Origin of the sequence: Ohtaekwangia koreensis (assembly GCF_900167975.1) — a bacterium.
Classification (GTDB): Bacteria; Bacteroidota; Bacteroidia; order Cytophagales; family Cyclobacteriaceae; genus Ohtaekwangia; species Ohtaekwangia koreensis.
On record NZ_FUZU01000002.1, the window covers coordinates 1,127,662 to 1,144,994 of the forward strand.

The 17,333-nt window shown below is 41.0% G+C and carries 15 protein-coding genes and 1 tRNA gene; 7 read left to right on the plus strand and 9 right to left on the minus strand.

Annotated features, from left to right (window positions below; translation table 11 throughout):
* Positions 1–103: 103 nt before the first annotated feature.
* Together B5Y40_RS17895 and B5Y40_RS17900 are read left to right on the plus strand one after the other, a co-directional pair.
* Complete coding sequence (locus B5Y40_RS17895; RefSeq protein ID WP_079688147.1) at positions 104–685, plus strand: Crp/Fnr family transcriptional regulator; 582 nt, start codon at positions 104–106, stop codon at positions 683–685.
* Positions 686–877: 192 nt separating this feature from the next.
* Positions 878–1,558: a type 1 glutamine amidotransferase domain-containing protein gene (locus tag B5Y40_RS17900; RefSeq protein WP_221408958.1), complete on the plus strand. Its 681-nt coding sequence runs from the start codon at positions 878–880 to the stop codon at positions 1,556–1,558.
* Between the two features lie 107 nt (positions 1,559–1,665).
* Here the strand turns inward: B5Y40_RS17900 and B5Y40_RS17905 are convergent, their stop codons facing one another.
* The 4 genes from B5Y40_RS17905 to B5Y40_RS17920 all read right to left on the minus strand — a co-directional run bounded on the left by B5Y40_RS17905 (position 1,666) and on the right by B5Y40_RS17920 (position 5,225).
* Complete coding sequence (locus B5Y40_RS17905; RefSeq protein ID WP_079688149.1) at positions 1,666–2,841, minus strand: NUMOD4 domain-containing protein; 1,176 nt, start codon at positions 2,839–2,841, stop codon at positions 1,666–1,668.
* A gap of 142 nt (positions 2,842–2,983) precedes the next feature.
* A complete protein-coding gene (locus B5Y40_RS17910) occupies positions 2,984–4,237 on the minus strand; it encodes an RNA polymerase sigma factor (RefSeq protein ID WP_079688150.1) in 1,254 nt (417 codons plus the stop codon).
* A gap of 69 nt (positions 4,238–4,306) precedes the next feature.
* The gene (locus tag B5Y40_RS17915; protein ID WP_079688151.1) at positions 4,307–4,645 is read right to left on the minus strand and encodes a YciI family protein; all 339 of its coding nucleotides are present in this window, start codon (positions 4,643–4,645) and stop codon (positions 4,307–4,309) included.
* Between the two features lie 118 nt (positions 4,646–4,763).
* On the minus strand, positions 4,764–5,225 hold the full coding sequence (locus B5Y40_RS17920) for a carboxymuconolactone decarboxylase family protein (protein WP_079688152.1): 462 nt from the start codon (positions 5,223–5,225) through the stop codon (positions 4,764–4,766).
* Between the two features lie 292 nt (positions 5,226–5,517).
* Between B5Y40_RS17920 and B5Y40_RS17925 the strand changes: the two genes are divergently transcribed.
* Positions 5,518–6,054, plus strand: a complete 537-nt coding sequence (locus B5Y40_RS17925; protein WP_079688153.1) for a hypothetical protein — start codon at positions 5,518–5,520, stop codon at positions 6,052–6,054.
* Positions 6,055–6,058: 4 nt separating this feature from the next.
* Here B5Y40_RS17925 and B5Y40_RS17930 read toward each other — a convergent pair whose 3' ends face one another.
* The 4 genes from B5Y40_RS17930 to B5Y40_RS17945 all read right to left on the minus strand — a co-directional run bounded on the left by B5Y40_RS17930 (position 6,059) and on the right by B5Y40_RS17945 (position 7,825).
* Positions 6,059–6,277, minus strand: a complete 219-nt coding sequence (locus B5Y40_RS17930) for a hypothetical protein (RefSeq protein ID WP_079688154.1) — start codon at positions 6,275–6,277, stop codon at positions 6,059–6,061.
* 198 nt (positions 6,278–6,475) lie between these two features.
* Positions 6,476–6,673 (minus strand): hypothetical protein, encoded by a 198-nt coding sequence (locus B5Y40_RS29395; RefSeq protein WP_143785805.1) that lies wholly within the window; start codon positions 6,671–6,673, stop codon positions 6,476–6,478.
* 191 nt (positions 6,674–6,864) lie between these two features.
* Entirely contained in the window at positions 6,865–7,488 is a 624-nt protein-coding gene (locus B5Y40_RS17940; RefSeq protein ID WP_079688156.1) for a class I SAM-dependent methyltransferase, read from the minus strand.
* A 264-nt stretch (positions 7,489–7,752) separates the two neighbouring features.
* Positions 7,753–7,825: transfer RNA gene (locus B5Y40_RS17945), tRNA-Lys, on the minus strand.
* Positions 7,826–7,885: 60 nt separating this feature from the next.
* Here B5Y40_RS17945 and B5Y40_RS17950 point away from each other — a divergent pair.
* Positions 7,886–8,620 carry an SH3 domain-containing protein gene (locus B5Y40_RS17950; RefSeq protein ID WP_079688157.1) on the plus strand — a complete coding sequence of 245 codons (735 nt, stop codon included), beginning with the start codon at positions 7,886–7,888 and terminating at the stop codon, positions 8,618–8,620.
* Here the strand turns inward: B5Y40_RS17950 and B5Y40_RS17955 are convergent.
* The gene (locus B5Y40_RS17955) at positions 8,603–11,353 is read right to left on the minus strand and encodes a T9SS type B sorting domain-containing protein (RefSeq protein WP_079688158.1); all 2,751 of its coding nucleotides are present in this window, start codon (positions 11,351–11,353) and stop codon (positions 8,603–8,605) included. The genes B5Y40_RS17950 and B5Y40_RS17955 overlap by 18 nt on opposite strands.
* Before the next feature lie 77 nt (positions 11,354–11,430).
* Between B5Y40_RS17955 and rlmD the strand changes: the two genes are divergently transcribed.
* From rlmD to B5Y40_RS17970, 3 genes are all read left to right on the plus strand, one after another.
* Complete coding sequence (gene rlmD / locus B5Y40_RS17960; RefSeq protein ID WP_079688159.1) at positions 11,431–12,879, plus strand: 23S rRNA (uracil(1939)-C(5))-methyltransferase RlmD; 1,449 nt, start codon at positions 11,431–11,433, stop codon at positions 12,877–12,879.
* Positions 12,880–13,165: 286 nt separating this feature from the next.
* Positions 13,166–14,488, plus strand: a complete 1,323-nt coding sequence (locus B5Y40_RS17965) for a pyridoxal phosphate-dependent aminotransferase (protein ID WP_079688160.1) — start codon at positions 13,166–13,168, stop codon at positions 14,486–14,488.
* A 189-nt stretch (positions 14,489–14,677) separates the two neighbouring features.
* Entirely contained in the window at positions 14,678–17,143 is a 2,466-nt protein-coding gene (locus B5Y40_RS17970; RefSeq protein ID WP_079688161.1) for an ABC transporter permease, read from the plus strand.
* Positions 17,144–17,333 lie beyond the last annotated feature (190 nt).

Genomic DNA, 17,333 nt, shown 5'->3' on the forward strand with positions numbered 1-17,333 from the left:
CTAAACCTGAGTTTGTTATCTTCAATTTGATTTTATTTGTAATTGTTAAGAAATGATTTGTTGTTGAAGGGCGGGAAAAATCTGAATTACAGGAGCATACAGCATGAGTTTACTTTTGAAGAAACATATCCGTGAAATTATACCTGCACTTTCCGATCAGGAGTTTGAATATGTTATGCGTCATTTTGTTCCCGTAAAAAGACAGAAGCATCAGTTTCTCATTCAGGCAGACGATGAAGTGAAAAGTAACTACTGGGTTGTGAAAGGTTGCTTAAAACTATATTGTCTGGATGACGATGGCAAGGAGCACATCCTTCAGTTCGCCATGGAGAACTGGTGGGTGTCGGATTACATTGCACTTTACAGCAGAGGGAAGTCGGAGTTTTATATTAGCTGCATTGAAGATTCGGAGTTGCTTTCCATTACGATGGATAACATTGACAAACTCTGCAGCGAGATGCACGCGATGGAACATTTCTGGAATGTTAAAAAGAGATTTGGTTATGTGGCGCTGCAGAAAAGAATTGTATCGCTTTTGAAAAATTCTGCGGAAGAGCGCTATAACCAGTTGCTGGAACAGTACCCGCAGTTGTTACAACGTGTTCCTAAAAAAATGATCGCCTCTTACCTGGGTGTATCACGCGAAACGCTCAGTCGTTTCAATGCCGGGCAGGATGTGATGTAGATCACTTTATATTAGTGACCTAGCTCCTCTCGTAGGAAGTTATCTTGCTTCATCTTTGTACCGTTATCAGATATATATTTTATGAAAAAAGCACTTAAAATTTTCCTGACGGGAATAATGTTATTAAATATTCTTTCAGGGTACGCACAATCACATCCGAATCAATCGGCAAAAAATTCAAAACTTAAAAAGATGAAAGTTCTATTTGTATTAACGTCACATGACGCATTGGGAAACACGGGTGAAAAAACCGGTTTCTGGATTGAAGAATTTGCAACGCCGTATTATAGCCTGACAGATCAGGGTATTGATGTAACCATCGCCTCACCGAAAGGTGGCCAGCCTCCTATAGATCCGAAGAGTAATTTGCCAGAATATAGCACAGCTTCAACAAAACGCTTTCAAGGCGATGTTAAAACACAGGAGAAACTGAAAAACTCGGTTGTATTGAAAACCGTTGATCAAAAGAATTTTGATGCCGTGTTTTATCCGGGAGGTCACGGTCCGCTGTGGGATCTGGCAGAAGATCAGAATTCTATCAAGTTGATTGAATCGTTCTACGCAAACAATAAACCTATAGCATTTGTATGTCACGCACCAGGTGTACTTAAAAATGTAAAAGATAAAAACGGTGATTTTTTAGTGAAGGGCAAAAAAGTAGCAGGCTTTAAAAATTCAGAAGAGGAAGGCGTGAAACTCCAGGATATAGTTCCGTTTTTGGTGGAGAATGTTCTCAAGCAGAATGGTGCCCTATATCAAAGTGGTGATGATTGGAAACCGTTCATTGTTACAGATGGTTTGTTAATCACCGGACAAAACCCTGCATCATCTGAAGGTGTGGCTGAAAAACTGCTGGAGTATCTTAAGAAATAGGCACTATAGTATAGATTGAAAAGAAATAAAAACCAGCAGCGCTGATCTATAGCGCTGCTGCTTTTTTATGTTCGACAATGACAATTAGAAGTTGAAAAAGAAGAGCTTCATTTCTTGGCTATCGACTTTTTGATATTGCTGAATGACCAAACGCCACGCTTTAGCAACAGGTTGTTTGCATTTAAATTCAACGAGTTCCCATCTTTATAGTATATCCGCCAGTTGGCGTCATGCAGGTCGAATTTTTCTACGAAGAGATAATATACTAATCGCGGAATGGATACAACCCGTTTCTTGCCTTCCTTCGCCATGCACACAAATGTACTGCCGGGTACTTCTTTACCTTTGGCATCGATCCTGAAATCAACCGTGAGCCTTTGAATTTGCTCGGGCATCCACTTCTGTTGCTTGCCGTACGTTATTTTCTGAAGCGCTTTTCCGCGGCCGTAGTTCGATACTTTATAGAGGCCTTCATATCCGGGTGCATCTTTCCAACGCTCTCCGGGCATCGACTCTGTTGACAGATTTAAGAATGGAGGAAGATTGTCTGGATCAATATTTCGTAGGCGCAGACGTTTCTTCAGGCTTGTATGTATAGTCTCACGCGTTACATTGCGTTCGATCTTTCCAAGGTTCAGCTTACGCTTGTGTATACCTTCTTTCCAGAAGAATCCTTTATACATGTGTACTTTGCCGCTCACTACTTCGGCAATGTTGCGTCCGCCGAAACCCGTTATCTTACCGGCTTCATACATGCTTGGAAAACTCGCGATTGGGTTCCCCTCCATATCAAATTGTGTAACAGGCTTACTTAAAACGGTGAGGTGACTAATCGCTCTGCCTTTTTTATAGGATGCAAGTTTGATTGTGCTGATATCCGACTTTACCAGATTGTCTACATGTGTATTGCGTCCGTCACCATCTTTATAGGAGATAAATATAGTTTTATCATCCAGGTCAAAAGGCTCGTTGAAAATATTATATACCAGCCGCGGCACAGAGTAGTGATACGTTATTCCGTCAAGGTACAACGTGATGATTACAGTATATAGATTTTGTTGAATCGTTTTATTAAGCTTCACCTCAAGCTTTGATTTCCTGATCTTCTCCTGCGAAGTATAGGAACCTCCTTGTGGCGTATTCATCACCGTTTCACGCGGAAGTGATTTAATACGACCATAGTTGGAGATCTTATAGAGTCCTTCAAAAGCAGGAATATCTTTCCATGTTTCTTTTGGCAGGTTAACAAGAGAATAATTTTGATACGGAAACAGAGCTTTCAAAATTGTATTATCCTTAAAGGTTAAATACCTGCAAGTTCAGTATTCTGTAGCCTTGAAGCAATGTGATTCAGCGATTAGATTTAGGAGTTACATTATAAGATAGTAGTTGCGAATTAAATTAAAACCAGGATTAACAGTTACATTAATTCACTGCTTTGTTAATCGGGAGATTATTTATCTTCTCTTCTATCCCCTGTTTTTCGGTAGCAGTTTTAGCTAATGAATACGCTTTTTGTAGATGTAGTCGTGCTTTTTCGTTGTCTATATTTTTATAGAGTTCACCCAGCAGTATAAAATAGAAGTGGTTGGTTTCAAGGTTCAGTTGCTCTGCTTCAGCCAAGGCTGCCTGCGCGCCTTTGGCTTTGTATAATGCGAAAGTTCTGTTAAGCGCAACACTGGGTGAATAGTTAACAAGCAGGAGCTGATCATAGAGTTGAAGTATATCTTCCCATTTTTCGGCTGTATCTTCTTTCATGCAATGCCAGTACGCAATGCGTGCTTCCAAATGATAGGCGCTTACTTCATCGCCCTGCGCAGAGAGGTTAAGGAAATGCATGCCTTGGTTGATCAACGCTATATCCCACAATGTTTCGTCTTGTTGCTCATATAGCACCAAAGAGTTTTCATCGGTTTGCCGCGCACTGAAGCGTGAAGCATGAAAGCACATAAGCGCTAGAAGGGCATTTGTTTTTGGAAGGTTGGTTAATGTATACTCGGTAAGCATGATGCCAAGACGCATCGCTTCCACACATAAATCTTTTCTCAGAATCTGGTCTTGTGTTTTGGAATAATATCCTTCAGTAAAAAGTAAATATATAATGTGCAGTACAGTATCGAGGCGGTTCGGTATTTCACCTTCCGGGGGTAACTCCATCGTCACTTTTTCTTCGCGCAATTTCTCTTTCGCCCTGAATAATCTTTTGTTAATGGTTTCTTTGTTTGACAAGAATGACTCTGCAATTTCATCGATGCCAAAACCGCAGAGAATGCGTAGCGCCAACCCAATCTGTGCTTCACTGGCAATGGCAGGCGTACAGATAGCGAACAACATTTGAAGCTGACTATCGCGAATGTTCTCTTTCGAAAAATTTAATTCTTCTGGTTCCTCTTTGCTTTCCTGTGTGATGGACAGCTCCGGGACAATCTTCTTCTCAAAAATTTTATTCCTTCTGAAATGGTAAAGTGCTTTTTGTTTGGCTACTGCGTATAACCATGCCGTTGGATTTTCAGGCATACCCTTCAGTCCCCAGGTTTCAGTTGCCAACATGAATGTTTCACTTACCAGGTCTTCTGCAAGTTCGATGTGCTGTAACCCAAACTGTTTACTGATAACAGCAACCATTTTGGAAAACTCGTGCTGGAATAAATGCTTTAAAGATTCGTATTCGCTGTCCATATACGCTACAATAAAACCCACTCTTAGTGAAAGAGTGGGTTTCTATTTATACTAAAGATGACGGTTTTGTTATTCAAATATAGGGCGGATCTCAACACTGCCATTCGCATCTATAGCAGGACAGCCGTGCGCCAGTGTTGTTGCTTCTTCAAGGTTCTCTGCCTTTACGATGATGAAACTACCGAGCCGCTCTCTGATCTCTACAAATGGACCATCGGTAACAACGCCCCCTGCTTTCAGTACTTTTCCTTCTGTTCCCAGACGCACAGGATTGCCGGCTAATTTTCCCTGTGCTGCTATACCACCAATCCAGTTCTTCCATTTTTCCACGAGAGCTTGCATTTCCTTGGGCGATACGCTGCTATAGTCATAACTTGGCTGACGAAATATTAACGCAAATTCTTTCATTATGCTGTTTAATTTTGCTGTGAATGTATAAAATATATACCTGATTTTTATAGGCTTTGGCCGATGTTCTGCAAATATAGAAAGGCTTTAACGTGTAGTTAAAGCCTTTCTATATTGTCTATGCATATTGCCCTACTTTATATGTTCCACCAGGAACACGGAAGGCTATATTAATGCGATTATAGGTGTTGATAGCGGTGGCGGCCATCGTTAGATCAATCAACTCCAATTCAGAAAAATGTTTCACGGCTTCTTCATATACTTCGTTTGGTACATGGCCTTCTGTGATCTTCGTGATAGCCTCTGCCCAGGCAAGTGCAGCACGTTCGCGATCGGTAAAGACGATGGCTTCGCGCCATGCTGCTACCATATATAGGCGTTGCTCCGTTTCACCGCCTGCGCGTAAATCTTTGGAGTGCATGTCGAGGCAATATGCACAGCCATTGATCTGCGATACTCTGAAATATAGCAGGTGCAACAGCGGTTGTTCGATCGATGATTTTGCAAGATAGGCGCCTACGCTGTACAATGCTTTCAAAGCTGGCAGACCTTTTTGATGGGGATTTAATCTTTGTTCCATGTTTTTGTTTTTTTAAATTGTTAGTGATGTTTTTGACTTACACCCCTACAATGACTGACATTTCAGGAATTGGACATCTTCACGAAAAATATTTTAAAAATTTTCTGACGGCAATGGAAATAACTCAGAAACAGAGTGTTAGATAGTTGCACTGGCGAAGCATACGGCTAATGTTGTTTCCCTCGAATCCAGGATCCATTTTAAACATTCTGTTGCAAGCCTTATATCGGAAGGTCTTGTGACTTACAGGGGTTCTTGTAATTACATATCGCAGAAGATTGCCTGGAAGGTTATGAAGTTGAAGTTATTGTTTTTACTGGTTATTATTCCTGCTACAGGCACTCATGCATGTCAATGCCCTTCCAGAGGTATTGTGTATGAAGCTGATTGTGCTTTTGATATTGTTGTCGCGAGAGTTGTTGCAGAAAAAGAAGATCCTATTACCTGTGGAGAGTTTTATCTTGATCACTCGTTCATGATACAGATTGAGTTTTCTTACAAGGGGAATCTTAAAGGCACACAGAAAATCTTTGCAGGACAGGGTGGTGGCCCTTGTGGCGCTATATTATGGACAGGTGTTGACTATTTGTTGGTTGTACAAAAGTATGGTGACCATCATCTATATGCCACGATGTGCAATGATAATACATACTTGCATTCCGCAGACGATCACGTAAAATTCCTGAACCAATACTATAATAAGGACTATCACATCACAGATCGCCTGTACTTTATAGCCATCATGTTACTGTGTTTAGCAGTAGCATCCTGCGCTTGCATCGTTGTTTTCAGCTATTACAAACAGACACGAGATTCTCAATATATATAGTGTACTAATCGTCACTCAGCGTCTTAACCGGGTCCATAATGGCTATTGAATATATCTTATATCCGATGGTTACGCCACAAACCGCGAGCAGTACTCCTATAGATGCAGCGAAAGTATATACGTCAACTGTTTTGTAGTAGCGCCATATATTACTCATGATGGTGCTCGACCATGCATAACCGGCCCATGCTCCTAGTATAGATGCCACTAATAATATGATCACGAACTCTGTATTAACAATTCGACTAATGTTAAAAGTGGATGCCCCCAGGATTGCGTAATTGTTATAGCGCAGTATATAATTATAAAAGCCACACGAAGCTCCAGTCAGGAGGTCGTGTGGCTTTTCTGTTGCCGGTTTTCAAAACCTACTTTTGTATACTCAAAGTGTTTTGCGTAGTAAAGAGCAGGAATATTTTATCTATTTGAAAATGTTATAATCTGCGGCCATCTTTTTATACTCGGGGAGAATCTTTTCGTAAAGTGCTTCGTCTGCTTTCTTCAGGGAGTTCATCAACGACCCAATACCCGAGTCTTTCAGGCTGACACGTTGTTGCCTGATGTCTTCCATTTTAGTACGGATAGTACCTTCCAATTTACGCAGTTCTCGTTCAGTCATTGCATTAACATTTACTGCAAAGATAAGTCTATTTACAGATTTATCTGATAGTGTGTTATAGGTGATATAAGTGCCGTGTGAATTTGAATTTGCAGTGCTGTTTCTTCTGAACACTGGTCTGTTTAAAAATAGATCATAAAGTATAACCGAATAGGTTATCTGTATTCCATTGATGATGTGTATAGGTTGAGTTATTTTTTCCTTCCCACAAAGCGGATAACAGAACCTCGCCCATTATGATATAACCCTTCGGCAAGTTCAATTTCGGTTTCTGTAAGTTCGATAATATTGTAGTTTTCAAAATCGGACTTTAACTCGTCTGTGGAGAATAGCGATGCTATATCTTTTGGTCCGCCAACCTTTTCATTCTTTGAATTATAGTCAATATGCTTTTTACTGAACGCCTCGAAGATTATGATACCATCGTTACGCAGATATTTGCTCAGCGTTTTGTGGTATAAAGATTTAATATCTGCGGGGAAATGTGCATAGATTAATGCAATGGCGTCAAACTGTTCATCGTGATAATTCAATGACTGTAATTCGCCAACCTGATAATCGATGGTCACATTATAATTTTCTGCAAGTCGTAGCGCTTTCTTCTTTCCTTCTAAACTGATGTCGAACGCAGAAACGGTCCAGCCGTGTTTTGCTGCATATACTGCGTTGCGTCCTTCACCTTCCGCAGGAAAAAGTATTGTTCCGGGCGTTAACTTTTCCAGTTGTTGTTTGAAATAGGTGTTGGGCTCCTCACCGAATGCATATTCTGCAGCACTATACCTGTCATTCCATTTATCACGCCAGTGGTCGTTCATACATTTTATTTTTTATCTGCCAACAAAAGTAGCGGGTGTCATACTCTGCACGATAGGATAAAAGTTTAGTTTGACAGGACGCATCTGAAATTGTGGGTAACTATCCGATCATCATGGTTGACAATTTTATTTCAGATGAAAAAAATTTAAGCTTAAAATGAAAGTCAGAGGTATTTTATCAGCTTCAGGAATGATTTAAAAAAAATATTTTCAGAATTTTTTTAAATAAAAAAAGCCAGATGCGCTTGCATCTGGCTTTTGGAGTGATCCCGCTGGGATTCGAACCCAGGACCCATACATTAAAAGTGTATTGCTCTACCAGCTGAGCTACGGAATCTTGTCAATTTTGCGGTTTTTCCCGTAATTGAGGGCACAAAGGTAATCCAATCTGAAATATATGCAAAGGTGCGTTTCAAAATTTCTCATCATTCTTTCATTAAATATTTTTTGTGCTGGTTATTCGGCTTTTGCGCAGGCTTCTACGCACCGATTAAGTCAAGCCGATTCTCTTTTTAAGGAGAAGCGTTACGTACAATCGCTCGAACAATACCAGGCAATCTTTGCTCAGAAGCAGTATACACCTGCCATGTTGCTGAAAATGGCCTACATAGAAGAAGGATTACATAAAACCGGGGAGGCTCTTTACTATCTAAACCTCTATTATAATGTAACAAACGATAAGAGCGTACTCGAAAAGATGGAAGAGCTTGCAGATAAGCACAACCTGGCAGGGTATGAACAAACCGATACCGGGAGATTTTTAAATTTTTATAATGATTATCATTGGCCGGTAGGCATTGCATTGATGGCCATTGCATTATTTCTTTTAAGTCTGAGTTTTTATTTCAAAAGAAAAAAAATAAAAATATGGCCTTCGCTTACCGGGCTCGCGATTATTCTCGTGCTGCTGGTTGTACATAACACTGCCGGAGAAAAAGTTTCGAACGGTATTATCGCGAACACCAACACGTATATAATGGATGGCCCATCGCCTGGGGCAACCGTTGTTTCAGTAATTGAATCGGGGCACCGTGTAGAGGTTATCGGAAAGAAAGATGTTTGGATAAAAATTCTTTGGAAAGGTGAAACGGCTTACGTAAAAGAAAATAATCTTTTACCGTTGAGCTTGTGATTCATCATCCCAATACGAAACAGACACTACACCTTTATATTCTTTGTTGGAATATTTGATAAGGTAGTAATATATACCGGAGGCTTCTCCCGGTGCGTACCATTTAAACTCCCGGTCGGCACTGGTAAATATTTCGCGACCCCAACGGTTGTAGATTACTATACCTTCAAAGTGACCAGTGCAATTATCGAGTGGCAGAATGTTTTTCAGTTCACCGGTAACGGCATCGCGCTTGATCATCGCGAAGAAATCATTTTTTAAATCGCCATTGGGTGTAATAACATTGGGAGGAAGAAACTCGGTATCGCTTCCGTCAACATCTTTTATTTTGATGTTTACATCTATCGTGTCGCCCTTCTCATTGAAGCATCGGTTGTCAGAAACCAGAAATGTAAAGACATAGTCATTTTCATATACACCGTTGGTGAAAATATCACACTCGGGCTTCCAGGTGAACGGACTTTGTACATTGCCAAGTCCTTCCGCATCGGCAAAGGTATATCCTTCTGGCTGTACGTTGCCTGTAGCGGAGAGCAACTTCAATTGTAAAAGATCGGCGTGGGGCGAAGTGTCATAATCAAACCCATTCAAACTCAGATCAATTTGTTGTCCGAGCGTTACGGCGAGATGATTGTCAGTGCTAAGCAGAAGCTCCGGGTTTACGCTCGATATAAATAACTCCGGTGCTGTATTATCAGGCGGAGTAACCGTAACATTCACTACGAGTGTATCGGAATAATGAAAACGACATTTGTTTTCATTGTCGCTTACAATAAAATGAAATGTAAACTCATCTTTTGCATCCAGGTTTACATTATCGCAGGTGATATTCCAGGTAAACAAAGAGCTTACGTTCTCGACATCAGCGTCTCCCGGAAAAGTAATAGAGTATGTTGCTAAACTAAAGTCTTTACCAGTACCTGTTAATACAATTTTATCTTTATCATCATCATGTCCATTAACATGGAAGGTGAGTGATTCATTTACTTTCCTTTCAAGGTTTACAGTATCAATCAATGGACTGTTGTTGGTAAGCTCTGGTGAGAAAATTATTGGCTTGCTGTTACCCGGAAGAAGAATGTTCAGATTTATTTTCATTTGATCCGGATGATTGAAGTTACAGTCATCTTTATCTTCCACCTGAAGCATGATATCAAAATTTGTGCGACTGGTGAAATTATATACATCGCAGCGTGGATCCCAGGTAAACTCTGTAAACAACGTATCGCCTACCTGCCCCAATGATTTAAAGCTCATGCCAGCACTGGCTAAATCTACACCTATACCAGGCACGATCACTTGTGTCATCACATCAAAATCTTCATCAACTGCTTTGATCAGCCACTTCCGCAATGCAGAACCTTCTGTGATGGAAGAAGTAATGTTAGAGGTAACGTAATATGGATTGTGATTTACAGGAGGCGTGATATTCACCAGTACTTTTAGTGTATCAAAGTAAGGAAGGCTACAGGCATCATCGAATGCGACAATGCCAATGGTAAAAGGCCCTTCTATATATGGACATTCGTCAAAACAGATCTGAAATGTTTTTGTGGGGTTTGTTGATGTAAGTGTAACCGAAGTTATAGAAGGTAATATACCACTCACATCTTTTTTAAAACCTAGCGGGATAGCCTTGATGGTAACGTTCTCCATAAATCCATCTGAACTTTTCAAAGCATCCGGATCAGATACCTGTACTTCGATGCAGCGATTTGCATCGCTTACCGTATTGCTGAAAGTAACGTTCATCGTTTTATCATACGTAAAACTTCCATCGGTTAATTTCTTACCAAGTATCTGAGGAGGGTCTGCCACCGGACAAGCATCGACTACCAGCATCTGGAAGTCACGTCTTACTTCACCAAGCTTTACACCTTTTCTATACTCTTCACATTTCACGGCGAATACAAACAACCCTTGCAACGTAGGGGTTACTGTAAGCAAGCCATCGGAAGTGACTTTAAGATCGGGTGCACCGCCAACTATATTTGTAAGATTAAAGGGTGATTGCCACGTTACTAATGGATAGGGTGCCGAAGCCGGACCTGCCGAAGGAATTGCTTCGGCAGTATGCGTGTTTAGCGGAGTGACAAGGGTGTATGCGAGCGAGTCGCCATCAACGTCTGTTCCTGCAAAGTCTGCATAGTAAAATTTATTAGGACAAGCGTAATCATTAAGAGGGGGAAACAACCGTGGTGTTGAATTGATAAAGGGCTTGCCATCTTTTACTACCGGGGGAAATTCAAGATAGAAAGTTTGTCCTGCAGCCGTAGGATAATCAATCACACCGGGTGGAGGTTCAGCACTTACAATATTGATAAGTCCTTTACTATTATAGTTACGACAGCATCTTTCCCACACTATATAATATCCTTGGGCATCGCCATATTGGCTATCAGAAAATGTGACCGTTGTTTTATATATTAATTTATTAGTCTGAATCTCACCGTTTGAACATTCGGGTTGAGTATAGGAAACTCGTGAGATGCTATCCAAAGGAAGAAATACATCTTGCATGAAGCGATTATCGCGTTTCCTGAAAATGCGCGCATTTGCAAAATCATCCTGTGCACCCGGATTACCATTTTGAAGATCGAAGTACAGGATGAGCCTCACCTCATAGCGGTTACTGGATATATACCGTATTTCAAATTCTCCACCCACTATGTGGGAAGCGATGACAGGAAACGTCACTACGCATAATGTCAGCAACAGTAAAGATCTTTTCATACGTTTCGGCAAGACATTAAATATACAGAATCAGGATGAGGCGAAAAACCCCCGCGGCTTTGTATTTTTGCGCCCTTATGCGAAAAGGAGACGTAATCGAAAATCTTGTCGTTGAAACCATGGCTTCTGAAGGCAAATGCGTTTCGCACATTGAAGGAAAAGTGATCTTTTTACAAGGTGGAGCACCTGGTGACACTGTAGACGCCCGGCTCACCAAGATCAAAAGCAGTTTTCTGGAAGGAACCGTAACCGCTGTTAAGAAATTTTCTGCCGACCGCGAAACTCCTTTTTGTATACACTTTGGTTTATGTGGTGGTTGCTCATGGCAACATATCAACTATGCAACGCAGTTGCTATACAAACAAAAACAGGTAGTCGACAACCTCGAAAGAATCGGGGGGCTTGAGCTTCCTGCTATTAACCCAATTGTGGGATCCACGAAAACAAGGTTCTATCGCAACAAGCTTGACTATACATTTTCTGCGCAACGTTGGTTAACAAAAGAGGAGCTTGCTACGCGCAAAGCGCAATCACCTGATGGCTGGATTGAAGATTTACACACTGCAGATGATGTTGCCTTGGGATATCATATTCCACGTAAGTATGATTTAGTATTTGATGTAAAGGAATGTCATCTGCAACCCGATCCTTCCAATGCTATACGTCTTGCAGTGAGAGACGAAGCTGTTAAATCATCGATCCCGTTTTTTGATCTGCGCAAGCAAATTGGATTTCTACGCACCGTTACCATTCGCACCGCGAATACAGGTGAGACGATGATCATTCTGCAAGTGACCTATGATAAAATGGAATGGATCGAAAAGATTTTACATCGACTCGAAAAAGATTTTCCACAAGTGACCTCTTTCAATTATGTTATTAACGGCAAGAAGAATGATACCTTCAGCGATTTGAATATAGTTTGCTGGAAAGGCAATCCCTATATAACGGAATCTATGCCGAAGCCCGATGGATCGGGAACACTTCAGTTTCGTGTTGGTCCGAAATCATTTTATCAAACCAACTCCGATCAGGCTTTCGAACTCTATAAGATTGCATGGCAGATGGCCGAGTTAAAAGGCGATGAACTGGTATACGATCTATATACGGGCACCGGTACCATTGCAAACTTTGTTGCCGGGCAGGCAAAGAAAGTTATAGGACTTGAATATGTAGCGGCTGCTATTGAGGATGCAAAAGTAAATTCACAGATCAACAACGTTGGCAATACTGATTTTTATGCAGGGGATATAAAAGATCTTCTCGATGATAATTTCCTGGATCAACATGGAAGACCCGATACAATTATTACCGATCCTCCACGTGCCGGTATGCATGAGGATGTATGCAGAATGTTACTAAAGGCTGAGCCGAAGAAGATCGTATATGTGAGCTGCAACCCAGCAACACAAGCTCGCGATCTGAAAATGCTTTCTGAGAAATATACTATCGTTGCTGTGCAGCCGGTGGATATGTTCCCGCATACCATGCACGTAGAAAATGTAGTGAGCCTGGTGCGAAAATAATGTTTATGCACTCATCGCTGGTGTGTGCTAAAGAGTGGTTAAAAAATTATTCAAGAGTAACCATTGTAATTCATGATGAGTGATTCATTGATGTAATTGTAAGATTGTCGCTTCTGATTTTAACCCTTGGTAATTATATATATGATTTCAGCACTTTTAGAATAAGTTAAAAGTCTTTGATTGATCTGACATCCCGCTACCAAACACTTGTTATAAAAATTTTTTAGTGATTCTTCTTGAATCCTTCCTGCAAAACTCTCAACATCGCTTTTTGAAATTTTAAGGCATGCGACAGAAGTTATTAAGTGAAGGTGCAAAGGAGCTGAGCTACGAGATCCGCGAGATCGTGAAGAAAGCTGATCTGCTAAAGAAGCTTGGTGTAAACATCACGTGGGAGAACATTGGTGACCCGATTCAGAAGCATCATAAACTTCCGCAGTGGATTAAGGATATCATTTCTGATATGATGAAACAGGATGATACCTATAGCTACTGCCCATCGAAGGGTATGTTGGAGACACGTGAGTTCCTGGCCAGGCAAACCAACGCCATGGGTGGTGTACAGATTACAGCAGATGATATTTGCTTCTTCAACGGATTAGGCGATGCTATATCAAAAGCATATCAGTTCATTTCACGAACGTCACGCGTCATTGGTCCATCACCTGCATATTCAACACACTCCAGTGCTGAAGCTGCACACGCTGCGCATGAACCGCTTACCTATAAACTTGATCCGAATAATAAATGGTATCCGGATCTGGATGATTTGTACAACAAGGTAAAGTATAATCCCAACGTGGTCGGTATACTCATTATCAATCCGGACAACCCTACGGGGATGGTATACCCGCTCGAAACGCTGAAGCGGATTGTTGAGATTGCCAAAGAGTTTAACTTGTTCCTCCTGGCAGATGAGATATATATCAACATAACCTATAACGGAGCACGGGCATATTCTCTTGCTGAGATCATTGAAGATGTACCTGGTATATCCATGAAGGGTATCTCAAAAGAATTACCATGGCCCGGTTCACGCTGTGGCTGGATGGAATATTATAATCGTGATAAAGACGAGGACTTCAACAGATTTTGCCAGGCACTCGATAATGCCAAGATGATTGAAGTATGTTCTACTAAACTTCCGCAGTTAACTATACCGAAGATCTTTGGTGATCCGCGCTTCAAAGTATACCGCGAAGAAACAAATCGGAATATTGGAAAGCGGAGCAAGATCATTTCAGATATACTTAGCACCGTTCCGCAGCTTACATTTAATGAAACATTCGGAGCATTCTATAACACGATTATTTTCCGCGATGGAAGTTTGAAGCCAACACAAAAACTGGCGATCGGCAATGAACAAATCAGTAAACTGGTAAGCAGTTGGGTAAACAATGCGGATGGCTCACCTAAAACAGATATAGCCCTCGACAAGCGTTTTGTATATCATCTGCTCGCAGCGAAAGGCGTTTGTGTTGTTCCGATTTCATCTTTCTGTTCCGAGTTGCAAGGCTTCCGCGTGACGTTACTGGAAGAAGATGAAGAAACACTGGTAAAAACCTTCACAGCTATTCGTGATGGGATCGTTGAATATTTAGAGTCTTAAAATCTTAAATATCTCGAGTCTTAAATTTTTTCTACTGCAGATTTATCCTGAAATCTGCGGTAGAATTCTTTCCGAAATCGAACACCGTGATCTGATAGCGGACGACTTTTTGGTCAAAAAGCCCTCTTTTACCCTGGTTTAGCAATGGTACGACCTTTGTCATAGAACTGGTCAAACCAATTCCGTGGTATGATCAAGTATTACATTCTTTTGTTTGTCCGTAACATCAAGCGTCAAAAATTATTCTCTGCGATTAACCTCCTGGGCTTGACTGCTGGTATCGTCAGCACGCTGCTCATATACCTATATGTACAGCATGAGTTCAGCTATGATCGCTTTCATAAAAACGGTGACCATATTTATCGCATCAATCAAACCTTTATTTGGGGTGAAAAAGATGACAAACAGTTTGCTTCGCTTGGTCCTGGCGTTGCGTATGCATTAAATGCTGAGATTCCCGAAATAAAAGAAGTGACGCGTGTACAGCCTCCTGGAAATTTTCTGGTGACCTACGCTGATAACAAAGAAGACATTAAAGCATTTGATGAATCAAATATATTGGCGGTTGATTCAAATTTCTTTCGTGTATTCACTTTTCCCTTGCTTAAAGGAGATATAAATACGGCGTTGCAAAAGCCGCACTCTGCTATACTCACTGAATCAACAGCGCGAAAATATTTTGGAACAAATGAAGCACTTGGTAAACTTCTGCAAGTTGGAAGTGACAGCGCGAAGGAAACATATGAAGTAACAGCCGTTGTTCAGGATGTTCCGGATAACTCCTATATACAATTTGATATACTGGTATCGATGAACAGTTTCCCGAAGGTGATGAGCGCGAACGATCTTTGGCTTTGGACGACCTTCGAAACTTTTGTACTACTCGATGAACGTGCTACGATAGCCGCATTGGAAAGCAAACTTCCGGCACTTCCAAGAAAGTATGCCGAAGGAACCTTGCAGCGCGTCATGAATCAGTCGTTTGACGACTATATAAAAACCGGTAAAAAGTGGGAACTCTTTGTTCAGCCTTTTACATCTATACATTTACACTCTACCAATGTATATAACCGGCTCAACAACGTTGGAAATATTACAACGGTATATACTTTGATAGGGGTGGAGGTTTTGATCATCCTGTTGTCGTGTATCAACTTTATGAATCTTTCTACGGCGCAGTATACACGTAGAATAAAAGAATCAAGCCTGCGAAAAATTATGGGCTCCGATAAGTTTCAGTTGGCACTGCATTTTTTTTCAGAAGCATTTATGTTCTGTTGTCTCGCAGCATTGATAAGCCTGGGACTGGTGCAAATTCTTCTTCCTTTTTTTAACGTTCTTACTGGCAACGATCTGAAGCTAAACCTGCTTCGTCATCAGGATATACTTTGGGTGCTGCTCGGATTGATTGTAGTGATGAGTTTGTTATCCGGAAGTTACCCGGCTATATTCCTGAGTAAATTCTCACCAGTGGAGGCTATGAAAGGAAAACTGCGCACTGGTAAACAAGGTAAAACTTTACGAAACGGATTGGTAACATTTCAATTCGTGATCTCGATGGTATTGATTGTTTGCACGATTGTAGTCTTTCAACAGATCAGGTTTTTAGCACAGAAAGACATCGGGTTTAACCGTGAAAACCTCCTGGTTGTAAACCGTGTCGAACGCATAAACGATAAAGAGACATTTATACATTCACTGGGAAATATATCCGGTGTGCAGGAGGCTTCATGGTGTAGTGCTGTGCCACCCTATATTCAGGATGGAGATCAATTCAGTGCGGAAGGCTCTGGTGGGAAAATTACACCACTGAATTATGTGAAGGCTGATGAGAAGTATATACCAACCTTAAACCTGGATCTTAAAATAGGCCGTAATTTTTCCAAGGATGTACCGGCTGATAAAAACAGGGTTATCATAAACGAGTCGGCAGCAGAAGCCTTAGGTTGGAACGTGGACGAAAGTGTGATCGGCAAAAAAATAGATTATCCAGGTCGTGAGCAATATGAAGTGATTGGCATTGTACGTGATTTTAATTACTGGTCATTGAATCAGCCGATTCAACCCATGGCTATATTTCATATCAATAGCAATATATTCACAGTGGGTGAACAAAGTGCTGTCTTGCGCATTGCACCTGATAATACAACTGCGCTCAATGCATTACTTGCTTCTGTAGAAAAGGATTGGAAACAGTATGCTGGTAACAACCCGTTTCAATACAATTTTGTAGACGATTCCTTTGAAAGAAATTTTCAGTCTGAAGAAAAGTTTGGTCACGCTCTCACTGTATTTGCTGGGTTGGCAATCATGATTGCATGCTTCGGCTTACTGGGGATGATCATCTATACTGTAGAGCAACGCACCAAGGAAATTGGCATACGCAAAGTCGTAGGTGCTTCCGTATGGAGTATATGGTTGTTGGTAGTAAAAGATTATACGTTGCTTATACTCACTGCGATTATAATAAGTACACCGTTATGCCTTTGGGGATTGAATACCTGGCTTGAAGGATTTCAATACAAGGTACAAATCTCTCCCTGGGCGTTTATCATTTCAGGTGGGGGAATAATAATTACCGCGTTAGCGATTACAAGCTATCATGTCATTAAAGCCGCGCTTACGAATCCCGTTACAGTTTTGAAGGACGAGTAGCCTATATATAGCATGAAATATATAGTTATGGCAGCTGAATATCGGATAGGGATGAATAGGACAGTAACTACAAATTTAGAGGGTGAACATGTGTTTTAATACTACATTAACGAACGCCTGTAAGCAGTAGCTAACATTCGTTTTTAGCGAAATTTTCAAATATTTTTTACGTTTCGCTTGAATAGTAATT

Excerpts from the sequence above, each read along its gene's own strand:
- B5Y40_RS17940 (WP_079688156.1), bottom strand. The coding sequence starts at position 7,488 with ATGAACGACCACTGGCGTGATAAATGGAATGACAGGTATAGTGCTGCA.
- B5Y40_RS17900 (WP_221408958.1), top strand. The coding sequence starts at position 878 with ATGAAAGTTCTATTTGTATTAACGTCACATGACGCATTGGGAAACACG.
- B5Y40_RS17950 (WP_079688157.1), top strand. The coding sequence starts at position 7,886 with ATGCAAAGGTGCGTTTCAAAATTTCTCATCATTCTTTCATTAAATATT.
- rlmD (WP_079688159.1), top strand. The coding sequence starts at position 11,431 with ATGCGAAAAGGAGACGTAATCGAAAATCTTGTCGTTGAAACCATGGCT.
- B5Y40_RS17925 (WP_079688153.1), top strand. The coding sequence starts at position 5,518 with ATGAAGTTGAAGTTATTGTTTTTACTGGTTATTATTCCTGCTACAGGC.
- B5Y40_RS17955 (WP_079688158.1), bottom strand. The coding sequence starts at position 11,353 with ATGAAAAGATCTTTACTGTTGCTGACATTATGCGTAGTGACGTTTCCT.
- B5Y40_RS17970 (WP_079688161.1), top strand. The coding sequence starts at position 14,678 with ATGATCAAGTATTACATTCTTTTGTTTGTCCGTAACATCAAGCGTCAA.
- B5Y40_RS29395 (WP_143785805.1), bottom strand. The coding sequence starts at position 6,673 with ATGACTGAACGAGAACTGCGTAAATTGGAAGGTACTATCCGTACTAAA.
- B5Y40_RS17895 (WP_079688147.1), top strand. The coding sequence starts at position 104 with ATGAGTTTACTTTTGAAGAAACATATCCGTGAAATTATACCTGCACTT.
- B5Y40_RS17915 (WP_079688151.1), bottom strand. The coding sequence starts at position 4,645 with ATGAAAGAATTTGCGTTAATATTTCGTCAGCCAAGTTATGACTATAGC.
- B5Y40_RS17910 (WP_079688150.1), bottom strand. The coding sequence starts at position 4,237 with ATGGACAGCGAATACGAATCTTTAAAGCATTTATTCCAGCACGAGTTT.
- B5Y40_RS17920 (WP_079688152.1), bottom strand. The coding sequence starts at position 5,225 with ATGGAACAAAGATTAAATCCCCATCAAAAAGGTCTGCCAGCTTTGAAA.
- B5Y40_RS17965 (WP_079688160.1), top strand. The coding sequence starts at position 13,166 with ATGCGACAGAAGTTATTAAGTGAAGGTGCAAAGGAGCTGAGCTACGAG.